The following is a 15,234-nucleotide window of genomic DNA, read 5'->3' on the forward strand; positions in this document are numbered from 1 at the left end:
GGAATTTGAGAACATTTCTGAAATATTGTTTTGCGGCCGTTGTTTCGGTTTCCCTGCTCATGGCGGTCATGTCGAGCAATGCGCGCGTAGCTTCTCCTTATCATCCGCTTTCCGCAACAAATTATATTACTGCTGCTATCGATTCTCCGAGTGGCGGGGATTCAACACCCATGCCTTACGGTTTTCAGGACCAGTCAGGACTCGATCCGCTTTATTTTAATAATAATAATTCTCCGCTCAAGCTGAAAGACCCGAACAATATTAAAACGAATGTTACTTACGATCCTGATTCCAATATTTATGTGGTCGATCAGAAACTGGGGAATAAACTTGATTATCGCCCGCCTACGTACATGGATTTTGATGAATACGCTTATTACGATCTGCACAATTCCATTCATGAATACTGGAAACAACGGGAACATGCCGAGAGCCAGAACCAGGTGAGAGGTGCAAGTAAAAATTTAATTCCGCCGATCAAGATCAATGGAAAGATGGCGGATATTTTCGGTGGAGGAACCATTGATATTCGCCCGCAGGGATCTGCCGAACTTATTTTCGGCATCAACATCAACAAAACAAACAATCCTGCATTGCCGGAAAGACAAAGAAGAATTTCCACTTTTGATTTCAATGAAAAAATTCAGCTCAATGTGATCGGCAAGATCGGTGAAAAATTAAAACTCACCACGAATTACAATACAGAATCCACTTTCGAATGGGAGAACCAGATGAAACTCGAGTTCACCGGTTTCGATGATGACATCATCAAAAAAATAGAAGCAGGAAACGTTTCATTCGGACTCAACACTTCACTCATCACCGGATCGCAAACGCTTTTCGGAATAAAAACACAATTGCAGTTCGGACATCTTACTGCTACGAGTATCATCTCGCAGGAACGCGGAAAAAAATCGGAGATCAATGTCACCGGCGGCGCACAAACAAGCCCGTTCGAAGTTTCGTGCGATAATTATGAAGCGAACAAACATTTTTTCCTCTCGCAATATTTTTATGATCACTACGACCAGGCGCTCGCAAATTTTCCGGTGGTGAATTCCGGCGTTTTTATTACGCGATCGGAAGTGTGGGTGACCAACAGGACCGGCGCGGTTGATAATACGAGAAACATTGTTGCATTCGCAGATATTGGTGAACCAAAACCGGAGTGTGAAAATGTGGGAACCGGATTTATTCAGGATTCTGCACAGTATTCCACTATTGAATATCCATTCAACGGGCATACGACACTTTATGGAACGCTCGTCCAGAGTTACCCTGGAATCCGCGACATTAATTCTTCTATTGCCACTACACTGGCTCCGCTCAATGCAAGCGATGGATTTTCTCAATCGGTGAATTACGAAAAGATCAACAACGCAAGAAAACTTGCGGCAACAGAATACACGCTCAATCCCAGATTAGGATACGTGTCGCTTAACCAGGCGCTGAATTACGATGAAGTGGTGGGTGTTGCTTACGAATACACCGTGGGAGGAAAAACGTATAAGGTTGGAGAATTTTCTACCGATGGAATTTCCGGGCAGAATGCACTCATTGTAAAATTACTGAAGAGTACCAATGATGTTCCGAAAGTTTTTGATCCCCTTGTCAATGCACAGAAAAAATACAAGTTGTGGGACCTGATGATGAAAAATATTTATTCCATTGGTGCGTATCAGGTGAATTCACAGAATTTCAATCTGCAGATCTGGTACAACAATCCTTCTACAGGAACAGATATTCCATTCATTCCCGAAGGGCCCATCAATGGAAAACCATTGCTGCAGGTAGAAAATCTTGATAAATTAAATCAGCAACAGGTTGCAGTGCCCGATGGAATTTTTGATTTCATAGATGGCGTTACCATCAATGCTGCGAACGGCCGTGTAATTTTTCCAACAGTGCATCCGTTCGGCAATCATCTCTTCGATGAATTTTCTCCCGATCCGAACCAGGGTACGCTTTATTCGAAATATGGTTATCCGCAATTGTACGATTCCACAAAAACAATTGCGCAAACAGTTTTCGCAGGGAAAAACCGTTTCAAATTAAAAGGCACGTACCAGTCGGCATCCAATTCCGATATTTCTCTCAATGCTGTAAATATTCCGCAGGGATCTGTAGTGGTCACTGCCGGTGGCGCCCCGCTCGTGGAGAATACGGATTACACGGTTGACTACACCCTCGGGCGGGTGAAGATCATCAATGAAAGTATTCTCAATTCCGGCGTGCCTATAAAAATTTCTCTCGAGAGTAATTCACTTTTCAATATTCAAACGAAAACTTTGTGGGGAACACATTTCGACTATCGCATCAATAAACAATTCAACATTGGTGCAACGATCATGAATCTCACCGAACGCCCGGTGACACAAAAAATAAATATTGGCGAGGAACCAATGAGCAACACGATCATGGGAACGGATCTCAGTTATTCAACAGACGCGCCTTTCCTCACACGTTTTGTCGATCACATTCCCGGCATCGATACAAAAGCTCCTTCATCAATTTCTGTCAATGGAGAATTTGCTTATTTGCATCCTGGCCACAACAAAGCCATTGGTAAAAACGGAAATTCTTACATCGATGATTTTGAAGGAACACAATCTGCCATCGACATTCGTTCTCCGCAGGGATGGTCGCTCGCTTCTGTTCCGCAGGGACAACCGCAGCGTTTCCCGGAAGCAATAGAAGATTCTACACCTTCCGGTTTCAATCGCGCAAAACTTTGCTGGTACACGATTGATCCGCTTTTTCAGCGTTCCGATATCACTAATCACCCGGGTTATATTACGGATGCTGACATGTCGGATCATCGTGTGCGTTCCGTTATGGAAACAGAAGTTTTCCCCGGCAAACAACCACCGAGCGGACAACCGATGAATATTTCCATGCTTGATCTCGCATATTATCCGGGCGAGCGTGGCCCTTATAATTTTGATGTTGCACCATCGGCACATTCTGCAGGATTGAATGCAAATGGCGAATTGAATAATCCGGCAACACGCTGGGGCGGCATCATGCGTCGCATAGAAACCAATGATTTTGAAGCGGCGAATATCGAATACATTCAGATCTGGATGATGGATCCGTACAATGAAGATGTTCCGGTTGCCGATCAGAATACGACCGGTGAATTGTGTGTGGATCTCGGAAATATTTCTGAAGATGTGCTGAAAGATTCGCGCAACAGTTTTGAAAATGGTTTGCCTACAAACGGAGATCTCTCTCTTGTAAATACAACTCCGTGGGGAAGAGTTCCTGTTGTACAATCGATCGTGAATGCTTTTGACAATAATCCCGATAAAAGAAAATTGCAGGACGTTGGCCTTGATGGATTGGGTGACGATGATGAAACAAATTTTGACGCCACGTACATCAGCCAGGTGCAAAGTCTTCTTGGTGCAGGATCACAGGCCGCTGCCAATGCAGTGAAAGATCCTGCCGGCGATAATTATCATTACTACCGCGGAACAGATTATGATAACAATCAAACTTCCATTCTTGTTCGTTACAAAATGTTCAATGGAGTAGATGGAAATTCTCCTGCAACCGGACAAAAAAATGATGACGGTTATTCCGAGAGTTATCCTACGCAATCCACTACGCTTCCCAACCAGGAAGACATCAACCGCGATAACACGCTGAATGAAACAGAAAGTTATTACGAATACAGGATCAAATTAAATTCAACAGACATTAACGTCAACAACGTTGGAAATAATTTCATCACGGATAAATGGACCACACAGGTGCAAACTGCAGATCATCGCACGCGTACAGTTACGTGGTACCAGTTCCGCATTCCTATCCAGGATTACACCACCAAAGTCGGCAACATAGAAAATTTCAATTCCATACGCTTCATCCGCGTTTATTTCAAGGATGTCGATAAGCCGGTGATCTGTCGCATGGCGCGTCTCGAATTGGTTCGCAGCGACTGGCGCAAATACAATTATTCACTGCTCACTCCCGGAGAATATATTTCCAACGGACAAAGCAATACTGAATTCGATCTCGCTGCAGTGAACATCGAGGAGAATGGAAATAAAGTTCCGGTGAATTATGTTTTGCCTCCCGGGATCGATCGCGAACAGAATGTGCAGAGTGCAACATTAGTTCGTTTGAACGAGCAGGCGTTGTCCATGAAAGTTTGTAATCTCGAAGACGGCGATTCGCGCGCATGCTACAAGACGGTGAACAACATGGATGTTCGCTCTTACAAAAAGATCCGCATGTTCGTTCACTGCGAGCAGCGCGCCGGCAGTACACAACCCTTGCACGATAATGATCTTGTTGCATTCATTCGCATTGGCGCCGACCAGACCGACAATTATTACGAGTATGATATTCCGCTGAAAGTTACTCCTGCAGGAAATTATTCTCCGAATGATGAAACCGATCGTTTGAAAGTTTGGCCGGAGGATAATAATCTCGTGCTTGCATTTACTTTATTGCAATACGTGAAACAACAGCGCAACATTGCACTTGCGAATGGAACTGTTTCACTCACGCAGGAATTCACAATTGAAGATCCTGATAATCCGGGAAGAATGGTCACTGTAAAAGGAAATCCGAATCTTTCGCAGATAAAAGTTTTCATGCTCGGTGTAAAAAACCCGAAGAAGACCAGCGCAACTCCAGGTGATGACGGCTATACAAAATGTGCAGAGTTGTGGTTCAATGAACTTCGCCTTACTGATTTTGATGAGCACGGAGGTTACGCAGCCACTGCGCGCGTGAATGCGAAGCTGGCGGATTTCGCTGTGGTAAATCTTTCGGGCAATATGGCGACACCGGGATTCGGAAGTATCGAGAAAAAAGTAAGCGAACGTTTGCGCGAAAATCAACTCAACTACGATGTGTCGGCGCAGGTAGAACTCGGAAAATTCTTCAATGATAAATCCGGGATCCGTTTGCCGCTCTTCTGGGGATTCGGCGAAACTTTTATCACGCCACAATATAATCCGCTCGATCCTGATATTCTTCTCAAACCTATTCTCGGCAATGAAGCGATCGGTAAAGATGTGCGCGACTCCATTCGAAGTGCGGCGGTCGATTACACGCGGCGAAAGAGTTTCAACATGACCAATATTCACAAAGACCGGAGTAAAGGAAAATCGCAGGCAGGACATTTTTATGATATCGAAAATTTCACAATGAGTGTTGCCTATACAGAATTGTATCATCACAATGTGAACATCGAATATTCTGAATTGAAAAATTATCGCGGCGGACTCACGTATGCTTTCAATCCGCAGGTGAAACCATGGAAACCATTTGACCAGGCGCCGTGGGCAAAATCGAAATGGATGACCATCGTGCGTGAATTCAATTTAAATCCTGCGCCATCCATGCTTGGTTTCAGTACTGATCTCAATCGCCAGTTCGGCGAAGTGAAAAGCAGGAACATTACCGGCTTCAGCGATTTTGTTACACCAACAAGTTTCAATAAATCATTCGTGTGGATGCGCAGTTACGATATGCGCTGGGACCTCAGTAAAAATCTGAAAATGGATTTCAGCGCCGACAATCAGGCAAATGTGCTGGAGCCCTACGGAAGATTAGATACAAAAGAAAAACGCGACACGCTGCTCAGTAATCTCAAAGGATTCGGAACGACCATGAATTATCATCACACGTTCAATGCGAGTTACGCGATACCGATCAATAAAATTCCTGCCTTCGACTGGATCACACCGAGTGTAAAATATTCTGCAGGATATATGTGGGCTAAAGCGCCGTTCTCCGCCGATTCAGTTGGAAATACCATTGGTAATAATGCGAAATGGGATTACACTGCGCAGTTGAACATGAATAATCTTTACAACAAAGTTCCTGCGCTCAAAAAGATCAATGCGAAAAAACCAGGCGAGCTGAATAAGAAAGCGCCGACTGCGAATAAACCGAAGCCACCCACATTCAAATTGCCAATGACGCGCGCGGATTCGCTCAAGCTGCAGGCGTGGAAAGATTCGGTGGACAAAGCGAATAAAAATCCGTATGCAGTTTTCGAATACGTTGCGCGCATACTCATGAGTGTGAAAAATGTTTCCGGAACTTATTCCGTGAATTCTACAATGGGATTGCCCGGCTACGGACGCCGCACGCAAATTCTCGGCTTCGATGATAAATTCGAAGGGCCCGGGCTTGGTTTCCTTTTCGGACAACAGAATGGTTTTGGTCCCGACAAACTCGATTACCCGATCTACGCCTCGCAACAGGGATGGCTCGTACATACGCAATCGCTATACACTCCGTTCACCAAGGGAACATCGCAGAACCTGACGATGCGTGCCACGCTGGAACCTTATCCCGATGTGAAAATAGAACTCACTGCAAACAGAACGTATTCGATGAACAAGAGTGAATTCTATCACTGGAATCCGAACACCGGCAACTGGGAAATTCAATCGCCGACGGAGAACGGAACTTTCAGTATCTCTATCATCACCTGGCATACTGCGTTCATGCGCGAAAGTAAATCGGATCACGTTTCAAAAGTTTTCGAACAGTTTTTAAATAACCGCGCAACTATTTCCCGCCGCCTCGGTGAAGCGAATCCGAATTCAGGCGGAGTGACCAACAGCGGATTTTTCGATGGTTACAGTAATATACAGCAGGATGTACTCATTCCCGCATTCATTGCTGCGTACACCGGTCACCGTGCAGAAGGACAATCGCTGAATATGTTTCCGCAAATTCCGCTGCCGAACTGGAGAATTACTTACGACGGACTCACCAAATATCCTGCAATCAAAAAACGTTTCAAGACCATTACGCTCAATCATTCTTATCGTTCCACTTACCAGCTCGGCGGATTCCAGACCAATCTCGATTACTATGCAGACGCAGATGGTTTTTCTTCCGTGAGAAATGTGATCGATGATTTCCAATCGCAATTCCAGATCACAACGGTGACTATACAGGAACAATTTGCACCGCTTGCAGGAATTGACATGACCTGGAACAATAGTCTGACCACGCGCCTCGAATACAAAAAGGATCGCACACTGAGTTTGAGTCTTGCGAATACGCAGCTCACCGAGATCAGCGGACAGGAAATTGTGGTGGGACTTGGTTATCGTGTTCCAAAACTCACTCTGAATTTCATGAAAAAAGTAATGCGCGGAAAAGCGCCGGTGAGTGATCTGAATATGCGCGCCGATGTTTCTTTCCGCAATAATGAAACGATCATACGTAAAGCAGTGGAAGGTGTGAACGTTCTTACAGCAGGGCAGAATATTTTTTCCATCAAAACTTCCATCGATTACCAGCTCACGACGCAGTTGCAGATCCGTTTCTTCTGCGACCGCATCATGACAAATCCACTCATCTCTTCTTCTTTCAAAACTGCAAATACCAATGCAGGGATCAGTTTGAGATTCATGCTCCAGTAATAATTACAGATTACAGGATTACTGATATCCGTCTGAAAATTCATTAATCTGTCATTTGTAATCTGTAATTTGTCATTGCTTTGTTATATTTGCCCGACTAAAAAAACACACCAATGAATTTTCCTGACAACTTAAAATACACCAAGGACCACGAATGGGTTCGCCTCGAAGGCAATACTGCTATCATTGGAATCACGGATTACGCACAGGGAGAACTCGGGGATATTGTTTATGTGGAGATCGATAAAATGGGAGAAGAAGTTTCCCGCGAAGAAAAATTCGGAACCATCGAAGCGGTGAAAACTGTTTCCGATCTTTTCATGCCGATCAGTGGAAAAGTAACCGAGAAAAATAATTCCATTGATGGAAATCCCGAATCCGTGAACAAAGATCCTTACGGAGAAGGATGGATCATCAAGGCGGAGATCAAAGATGCATCTGAGTTGAATAAATTACTGGATGCTGCTACGTATCGTTCGCTCATCGGCCACTGAGCAGAAAATAAATGATGAATGTTCGATCGATGTTCATCTTCCAATGAAAAAGCGTCCGTATCTCTCCACTTTTCTCTGGGCGCTTGTCATTCTCATCTTATGCGGAATTCCCGGAAAGGATATTCCGCATATTTCTTTTCTCGAGTTACTGAGTTTTGATAAATGGGTGCATGCTGGAATTTTTTTCGTGCTCGTAATATTTTTCATTCGCAGCAATCGCTTGCAGGAGAAAAATAAATATGTGAAAGCGAATGCGGTTTTTATTGCCGTGGGGCTTTCCATTCCCTATGGTGGATTGATCGAGATCATGCAGGGAACTCTGTTTGTTGGCCGCAGCGCCGATTTTTATGATTTCATTGCCAACAGCGCCGGCTGTTTCATGGCGGCATTAACTTATCCTTTTATCTCGAAAAAAATTCCGAAGTTGCGTTTGCCATTATGAATACGAATGACGTTATAAAATGGGAGTGCAAACATTTCCGTGAAATGAATGCAAAGGAATTGCATGCTGTTCTTGCATTGCGATGCGAAATTTTCATCATCGAACAGCATTGCCCTTATCTCGATCCCGATCCCAAAGATTTCCGCTCGTATCATGTGATGGGATGGTGTGATGAAAAATTAATTGCAGTGGCGAGAATTGTAGAACCCGGAATTTCTTACAACGAAGTTTCCATTGGCAGAGTCGCTACTTCTTCGTCCGTGCGCGGTACAGGCGCAGGAAAAATTCTAATGGCGAAGACGATGGAATATATTCGCGCACATTTTGGAAAAGTTCCCGTGAGAATTTCAGCGCAATCGTATTTGCAGAAATTTTACGAAGGATATGGATTCAAAAGAACAGAAAAGGAAGAATACCTGGAAGATGATATTCCGCATGTGGAAATGCGCACGAGTTAGGAGAGAGGAGCTCCATCGGAGCGTCATTTCGGTAGTTCCGGAGGAACGGAATTTCGGTAGTAGCTCCGAAACAACATCGTGAGATCTCAGCATTGCATCTACAAAAAATTTCATTTACATTTAAGGAATGCATACCGGCAAAGTATACGCAGATTCCCTGTCAAAACTTCTTCTCATGAAAAATTTTTTACTTTTTCTCCCTGCATTTTTCTTCGCACATGAAATTTTTTCGCAGACCATCGTTCCCGGCGGAGTGGTGACAGGTCCGTGGACCGCTGCCGGTTCTCCTTACATCGTGCAGGGAAATATCCAGTGCAATAATCTGGTGATACAGGCGGGTGTTGATGTCCGTTTTCAGAATGGATCGGGACTCACTTCCTACAATTCTGTTAAAGCGCAGGGAACAACATTGCTGCCTGTGATATTTGAAAGTGATGATACGACGGGATGGTCGAACATGAGTATTGCCAATGGCGGCACGAGCGGAATTTATATTTACGGTAGCACGAGCGACACGAGTATTTTTGATCACTGCATCATAAGGGATGCGAAAGGGCTCATCAGTAATAATGCAGCGGTGTGTCTCGGTGTTTACGGTTCACATCTTGTGTTGACGAACAGCGAAATTTATCACAACTATATTTCCGGAACATCCTACATTATTTCTGTCTCAAATGTTCCGCCGGTGATCACGGATAATTCCATTCACAATAATTACGGTCGCGGCTGCGGGGGAATTTCGATCTGGTCGACGAGCGGAATAATTTCCGGCAATGAACTCTATCAGAATTCCGGCAATGAAGGCGGCGCATTTTTTATTGTGAGTGATCCGGATCCGGCAGGGCCAACGATCACCAACAATAACATTCACAACAACCGCGCGTATTTCGACGGTGGCGCGATCATGATCGAAGACGGACCGGTGACGATCAGCAACAATACGATTGCATTCAATCATTCCGCGCGTGCCGGTGCGGGCATTTACGTTCTGTATGCGCACGCGAAAATTCTTTCGAACTGGATCTGCAACAACACGGATTCTATTTACAACAACTGTGGCATCAACGATGGCGGTGGCGGAATTCTCATCAACAACGGATCGGGTGCCGATACTGCGGAAGTTTACAACAATGTGATCGCGAATAATAATTGCTGCTTCGAAGGAGGCGGCATCCGGGTTTGTGGTGGCGCGGGAACAGCGTTCATCGAGAACAATGATATAGTGAACAATACTTGCCACGGCGGATATTTTACGGGCGGAATAAATATTTCGAATAATATTTACGCGAGCATCCGCAATAATATTCTCTACGGCAACCGCGGATTCACAACGTTCGGCCAGATGGATTCGGTGCAGATCTATGCAGGTGCTAATGATACTATCGCGATAGAATATAATTGCGCTGAATTTTCTTACATGGGAGGATTGCTCACCAATTCCGGAACGCAGGTGACAGGAAATCAATCTACGAACACCGGTGTGTATGGTGTTGATCCGGGTTTTGTAATGATCAGCGGCGGTGCCGGAATTCTTTACGATGGTACCGCTGCCGACTGGCATCTCGTTTCTACGAGTGTGTGTATTGATTCGGGCACAACTGTTTTTCTTGCAGGCATTCCGATGGCGACAGACCTTTATGGTGATCCGAGAATATTGGGAATTGCGATCGACAAAGGTGCCGTGGAATATCCGAGCGAAACCGGAATGGTGGAGCAGAATAAAAATACTTTAGAGATTTTTCCGAATCCGTCAAGCGATCTTATTTACATAAAAGATCTTTCGCCGTTTACAGATGTGCGGATCGCGAATGCAGCAGGACAAATTGTAAGTGCTGAAAAATACCGAAGCGGAATTGATCTTTCGGCTTTTGTACCCGGCGTGTATTTTGTTTCGTTCACTGATAAGAATGGGCGACAAACCACCTCTTCATTCGTGAAGCAATAGCTCAGTCCATATTTTTTACGTACACCACCGTTTCACCGTCGCATCCTTTGCAGTGGCGAGAATTGTAGAACCCGGAATTTCTTACAACGAAGTTTCCATTGGCAGAGTCGCTACTTCTTCGTCCGTGCGCGGTACAGGCGCAGGAAAAATTCTAATGGCGAAGACGATGGAATACATTCGCGCACATTTTGGAAAAGTTCCCGTGAGAATTTCAGCGCAATCGTATTTGCAGAAATTTTACGAAGGATATGGATTCAAAAGAACAGAAAAGGAAGAATACCTGGAAGATGATATTCCGCATGTGGAAATGATCAGCCGCTGATTGCACCGATTTTCACTGATTAATCTGTGCGCATCCGTGAAATCAGTGGCAGATTTTCAGAATCTCAGAAAAAATCCTAAACCAAAATTATTTCCAGGCCCGTCGAGCTTCAGGTGATAGGAATTCTGCCCGGTGTCGTCGCTGAGTGTTCCATTTGGATATTTGTATTGTGCGTGACTGTACCAGAATTGCATTCCCACATGGCCGTCGGTACTGAACAGCCAGCGCAATTTTATTCCCCAGGTAAACACTCCACCGCCGGCAAGATATTTTGGATTGTTGATCGTGAATGTCCGGTAAGCGAAATGCGAGTAGCCGTATCCGAAATGGGCGAGCAGATCCAGTTTCTGTAATCCCCAGGGAATATGAAAGAATACCGATGGAATGAGATCGATTCCATTTGCTTTATCAGTGGTAGAATCATTGTTGATGTAGTGCGCGTAATTCATGACCATTCCCGCGCCAAACCATTTTTTTATTCCGTATTCAAAAGTGACCGGAACCTGCACCGATCCACTCGTGTCGCGCGGATTGGCAGCGTTTGTGCGGAGATCGGTGAATTGATAATGTTCTATTCCCAATCCTATGCCCGCGTCAAAGAGAAGTTTTCCATTGTCGGTAACTTGTGCATTCGCATTAAAAACCGGAAGAAGAAACAGGAAAGCAATTAAATTTTTCATATCGGGTTTTTTATTTTCTGCAAGATAAAAAAATCCCGCTCGTTATTTTTCTTCTGCAAATTTTGGTAGTGGGTCAGTTTGAAAATTCTTAGCGCCTTAGCGTCTTTGCGGTTTAATAAAAGAATGGTTTAGGAACCGCGAAGGCGCCAAGGCGCGAAGTTGAATCGGAAAAGAGCAAACTGAGCCACTACCCAAATTTTTCGTAGATCACGGTTTCGCCCTCACAACCTTTGCTTTCACGTAAAAATTTCATTCCGCACTTTTCCATGATGCGTATTGATGCAGCATTTTCTTTTCTTGCTTCAGCGAAAATTTTTTTCACCCCAAGTTTTTCAAATCCGTATTCCAGAGCTGCACCACACGATTCTGTTCCATATCCTTTTCCCCAGAATTTTCTGAAGAAACGATAACCCACATCTGTTTCTTTTTTTTCTTCAACGAATTTTAATCCGCACCATCCGATCACTTCTTTATTCTCTTTTAATTCTGCGATCCATCTTCCGTATCCGGCTTTTGCATAAGCAGCCAGTCGTTCCTCAATGAAAATCCGTGTTTTCTCCAATGAATTAAACGGCGGATCATCCGTGTAACGGATCACTTCCGGATCGCTGTTGAGTTCGAAAAGAATTTCTGCGTCAGCAACAAGCATGTCGCGGAAACGGAGGCGGGAAGTTTCGAAGAGATAATTCATGAAAGAACAGCTACGGAAATAGTTTGTAGATATCTTTTCTGTTAGCGAACACGGTGAGTATAACGACACCCTGCTGGAGAAAAAAACCAATACGAAAATCACCTATTCTGACGCGATAAGCATTTGAAGCACCTTCAATCTTTTTGAGTGATGCAATTTCGTGAAGGGTTTTGCATTTCTGCAGATTGGAAATAAGATCTTCTACTTTACGCGCGATCTTCGGATCCTTAAGGCGTGCGAGATCCTTATTGAAGGATTTCGTAACAAGCACTTCCATCGCTTAGCGTATTTTCTTTAGAATATCGAGTGATCTTGACACAGGGATGAGTTCATCCGATTCTCTTTCCATCATCATGGAAATAAGGCCTACATCTTCTTTTTTTTCGTCGGAAAGGATACGCGTTTTAAAATGAAGTTTCTTTGCCAATTCAATAAGTAATCTGGCTGAAGAATCGTTGTCGACGTTTATAACTAAGGTTTTCATATGATTAAAGTTAGGAAAATTAACCGTGTGATCTACTCGTACTTTTACTGGGATAAAATGTGTTTGTCGCATTCAGCGATCTGGTCTTTTGGATATTGTTCAGCAGCTTTTAATGCGCTCGCTTGTTGATACAAGATTTTCGCTCCGTTCCAATCACTTGCTTTGAACTTATTATCCGCTTTTGTGATCAGATCATTGTATATTCTATCGGTTGCGGCGTTCTTGATGTTATCATCACATGCCTTGATCCGATCTTTGGAATAGGTGTCATCACTCCTGAGTTTGCTTGCTTTCAAATAATATTTTTTTGCCTTATAATAATCGTGCGCTTGATAATAATTGTCAGCCTTCTGAATAATTAATTCGTACTTGTCAACATTGGTGGTAATAACGCTTTGCCCGAAATTAAAAGTCGAAACCAAAAGAAAAATGCAAGAAAGAAAAATTATTTTCTTCATAGATATTTCGTAAAATCCGTGTTTCGTAATTCGTGAATTTCGTAGTTCGTACGCTATACGATCATTCCAGCACCGACCGTTTCATTCGTCGCTTCGTCAATGAAAATGAGCGAGCCGGTAGTTCTGTTGCGTGAATATTTATCGAAGAACAACGGAACAGTCGTGCGGATCTTTATTCTCGCAATGTCATTCATCGCAATGTTCTTGTCGCTTTCATTCCGGTGCAATGTGGAAATATCCATTTTATAAGTGATCTCTTTTACCACGCAACGTGCGTCACGCGAAGTGTGTTTCACATTGTATTTTCCATTCAACTGAAGTGGTTTTGGATTGAACCAGCACACCATCACATCCACATCCTGCGAAATTTCCGGCTGATTATTTTCGCGAACGATCATGTCGCCGCGTGAAATATCTATTTCATCTTCGAGCGTGATCGTCACACTCTGCGGAGGAAAAGCTTCCTGAATTTCTCCGGTGAATGTGTCAATAGATTTAATTTTTGTCTGGAATCCGCTGGGAAGAACGGTCACCGCATCTCCTTTTTTGAAAACGCCACCCGCAACTCTTCCTGCAAATCCGCGGTAATCGTGGAATTCATTATTCATCGGGCGAACCACATATTGAACAGGAAAACGGCAGTCGATATGATTCAGATCGGAAGCGATGTGAATATTCTCCAGTGTGTAAAGAAGTGTTGCGCCTTCGTACCATTTCATATTTTCAGAACGATCGACCACGTCATCTCCTTTCAAAGCGGAAATAGGAATGAAGGTGATATCGATCGCGTCGAGTTTGGATGCGAATGCTTCGAAATCTTTTTTGATCTGCAGGAATATTTCTTCTTTGTATCCGACAAGATCCATTTTATTCACGCAGACAACGATGTGCGGAATTTTCAACAGCGATGCAATGAAGGTGTGACGCATGGTTTGTTCGATCACACCCTTGCGCGCGTCTATGAGCACGATCGCTACGTTCGCAGTACTTGCGCCCGTGACCATGTTGCGCGTGTACTGTATATGCCCGGGCGTATCCGCGATGATGAATTTTCTTTTCGGCGTTGCGAAATAACGATATGCAACATCGATGGTAATTCCCTGTTCGCGTTCCGCGCGCAATCCATCGGTGAGTAATGCGAGATTCACATATTCCTCTCCGCGTTTTTCGCTCGACTCTTTCACCGCTTCATACTGATCTTCGAAAATGGATTTCGAATCGTAAAGTAATCTTCCGATGAGTGTTGATTTCCCATCATCAACAGAACCAGCTGTTGTGAAGCGGAGGAGATCCATATCCAGGTAGGATTGCTGATTGTTGATTGTTGATTGTTGATTTGGCATTTCTCTATTGTTGATTTCAGATTGCTGAATGTCAATCTGAATTTTTGTATTTAGTTTTTGAAGTGTCTTTCATTCATTAGAGTTTATATCGATTAAGAGTTGTATAACAATGATTGCAAGCGCTCCATTATTAAAAACTGAGCATTTGCAAGGCATTCCCGATGCTCAGTCTGATTCATTTGAATGTCAAAAAGTTTCCTGTTTCGCATTTAGTATTCTTTGAGAAGCCGATCACGTTCTTTTTGTTCGCCAAGATTTTCTCCCGCTAATATTTCAAGCCAATAACAACTCTCATCAGCCTCTTCTTCCACGATTCCCATTTTATGGACGAATGTTGGTTTTGTTTTACTTCTGCACGCAGCACGATAATTAGCACCAACTGCTGTTCCGCATCTATAGAGTTGATCCCCCGGGTACCATTTATCGGGACATTGCGGAAGCTGTTTTACAAAGCGAATAACATCAATCGCGAACCGTTTAGTTCTTTTCTTTAATTCATCTTGTGTCATTGTTC

At 43.8% G+C, this 15,234-nt stretch carries 13 protein-coding genes; 6 read left to right on the forward strand and 7 right to left on the reverse strand.

All coding sequences use genetic code 11. From position 1 onward, the window contains the following. The first annotated feature begins 5 nt into the window (after positions 1–5). The 6 genes from sprA (at position 6) to HY064_07080 (ending at position 11,064) form a co-directional block, all read left to right on the forward strand. Positions 6–7,403: a cell surface protein SprA gene (sprA, locus tag HY064_07055; GenBank protein MBI3510405.1), complete on the forward strand. Its 7,398-nt coding sequence runs from the start codon at positions 6–8 to the stop codon at positions 7,401–7,403. A gap of 113 nt (positions 7,404–7,516) precedes the next feature. Beyond that, positions 7,517–7,897 (forward strand): glycine cleavage system protein GcvH, encoded by a 381-nt coding sequence (gcvH, locus tag HY064_07060; protein MBI3510406.1) that lies wholly within the window; start codon positions 7,517–7,519, stop codon positions 7,895–7,897. Beyond that, entirely contained in the window at positions 7,863–8,339 is a 477-nt protein-coding gene (gene vanZ / locus HY064_07065) for a VanZ family protein (GenBank protein MBI3510407.1), read from the forward strand. Before gcvH ends, vanZ begins: the two co-directional genes overlap by 35 nt. Continuing rightward, positions 8,336–8,797 (forward strand): GNAT family N-acetyltransferase, encoded by a 462-nt coding sequence (locus HY064_07070; GenBank protein ID MBI3510408.1) that lies wholly within the window; start codon positions 8,336–8,338, stop codon positions 8,795–8,797. Before vanZ ends, HY064_07070 begins: the two co-directional genes overlap by 4 nt. 175 nt (positions 8,798–8,972) lie before the next feature. Further along, positions 8,973–10,742 (forward strand): right-handed parallel beta-helix repeat-containing protein, encoded by a 1,770-nt coding sequence (locus tag HY064_07075; GenBank protein MBI3510409.1) that lies wholly within the window; start codon positions 8,973–8,975, stop codon positions 10,740–10,742. Between the two features lie 52 nt (positions 10,743–10,794). Then, positions 10,795–11,064, forward strand: coding sequence for a GNAT family N-acetyltransferase (locus HY064_07080; GenBank protein ID MBI3510410.1), 270 nt, complete (start codon positions 10,795–10,797; stop codon positions 11,062–11,064). 56 nt (positions 11,065–11,120) lie between these two features. Here the strand turns inward: HY064_07080 and HY064_07085 are convergent, their stop codons facing one another. From HY064_07085 to HY064_07115, 7 genes are all read right to left on the reverse strand, one after another. After that, a complete protein-coding gene (locus HY064_07085) occupies positions 11,121–11,744 on the reverse strand; it encodes a hypothetical protein (protein MBI3510411.1) in 624 nt (207 codons plus the stop codon). A 187-nt stretch (positions 11,745–11,931) separates the two neighbouring features. After that, the gene (locus tag HY064_07090) at positions 11,932–12,435 is read right to left on the reverse strand and encodes a GNAT family N-acetyltransferase (protein MBI3510412.1); all 504 of its coding nucleotides are present in this window, start codon (positions 12,433–12,435) and stop codon (positions 11,932–11,934) included. Between the two features lie 10 nt (positions 12,436–12,445). After that, positions 12,446–12,712 carry a type II toxin-antitoxin system RelE/ParE family toxin gene (locus HY064_07095; protein ID MBI3510413.1) on the reverse strand — a complete coding sequence of 89 codons (267 nt, stop codon included), beginning with the start codon at positions 12,710–12,712 and terminating at the stop codon, positions 12,446–12,448. A gap of 3 nt (positions 12,713–12,715) precedes the next feature. Then, entirely contained in the window at positions 12,716–12,919 is a 204-nt protein-coding gene (locus tag HY064_07100) for a hypothetical protein (GenBank protein MBI3510414.1), read from the reverse strand. A 44-nt stretch (positions 12,920–12,963) separates the two neighbouring features. After that, positions 12,964–13,377, reverse strand: a complete 414-nt coding sequence (locus HY064_07105; protein ID MBI3510415.1) for a hypothetical protein — start codon at positions 13,375–13,377, stop codon at positions 12,964–12,966. Between the two features lie 53 nt (positions 13,378–13,430). Next, the gene (gene cysN, locus HY064_07110) at positions 13,431–14,720 is read right to left on the reverse strand and encodes a sulfate adenylyltransferase subunit CysN (protein ID MBI3510416.1); all 1,290 of its coding nucleotides are present in this window, start codon (positions 14,718–14,720) and stop codon (positions 13,431–13,433) included. Positions 14,721–14,929: 209 nt separating this feature from the next. Further along, positions 14,930–15,229, reverse strand: a complete 300-nt coding sequence (locus HY064_07115) for a four helix bundle protein (protein MBI3510417.1) — start codon at positions 15,227–15,229, stop codon at positions 14,930–14,932. Positions 15,230–15,234: the final 5 nt, after the last annotated feature.

The organism is Bacteroidota bacterium (genome assembly GCA_016194975.1).
Classification (GTDB): domain Bacteria; phylum Bacteroidota; class Bacteroidia; order Palsa-965; family Palsa-965.

What these genes read in the sequence shown, in the direction of transcription:
- HY064_07085 (MBI3510411.1), bottom strand. Translation starts at nt 11,744, where the DNA reads ATGAAAAATTTAATTGCTTTCCTGTTTCTTCTTCCGGTTTTTAATGCG.
- HY064_07115 (MBI3510417.1), bottom strand. Translation starts at nt 15,229, where the DNA reads ATGACACAAGATGAATTAAAGAAAAGAACTAAACGGTTCGCGATTGAT.
- HY064_07105 (MBI3510415.1), bottom strand. Translation starts at nt 13,377, where the DNA reads ATGAAGAAAATAATTTTTCTTTCTTGCATTTTTCTTTTGGTTTCGACT.
- HY064_07090 (MBI3510412.1), bottom strand. Translation starts at nt 12,435, where the DNA reads ATGAATTATCTCTTCGAAACTTCCCGCCTCCGTTTCCGCGACATGCTT.
- HY064_07095 (MBI3510413.1), bottom strand. Translation starts at nt 12,712, where the DNA reads ATGGAAGTGCTTGTTACGAAATCCTTCAATAAGGATCTCGCACGCCTT.
- vanZ (MBI3510407.1), top strand. Translation starts at nt 7,863, where the DNA reads ATGCTGCTACGTATCGTTCGCTCATCGGCCACTGAGCAGAAAATAAAT.
- gcvH (MBI3510406.1), top strand. Translation starts at nt 7,517, where the DNA reads ATGAATTTTCCTGACAACTTAAAATACACCAAGGACCACGAATGGGTT.
- HY064_07100 (MBI3510414.1), bottom strand. Translation starts at nt 12,919, where the DNA reads ATGAAAACCTTAGTTATAAACGTCGACAACGATTCTTCAGCCAGATTA.
- HY064_07075 (MBI3510409.1), top strand. Translation starts at nt 8,973, where the DNA reads ATGAAAAATTTTTTACTTTTTCTCCCTGCATTTTTCTTCGCACATGAA.
- cysN (MBI3510416.1), bottom strand. Translation starts at nt 14,720, where the DNA reads ATGCCAAATCAACAATCAACAATCAACAATCAGCAATCCTACCTGGAT.
- HY064_07070 (MBI3510408.1), top strand. Translation starts at nt 8,336, where the DNA reads ATGAATACGAATGACGTTATAAAATGGGAGTGCAAACATTTCCGTGAA.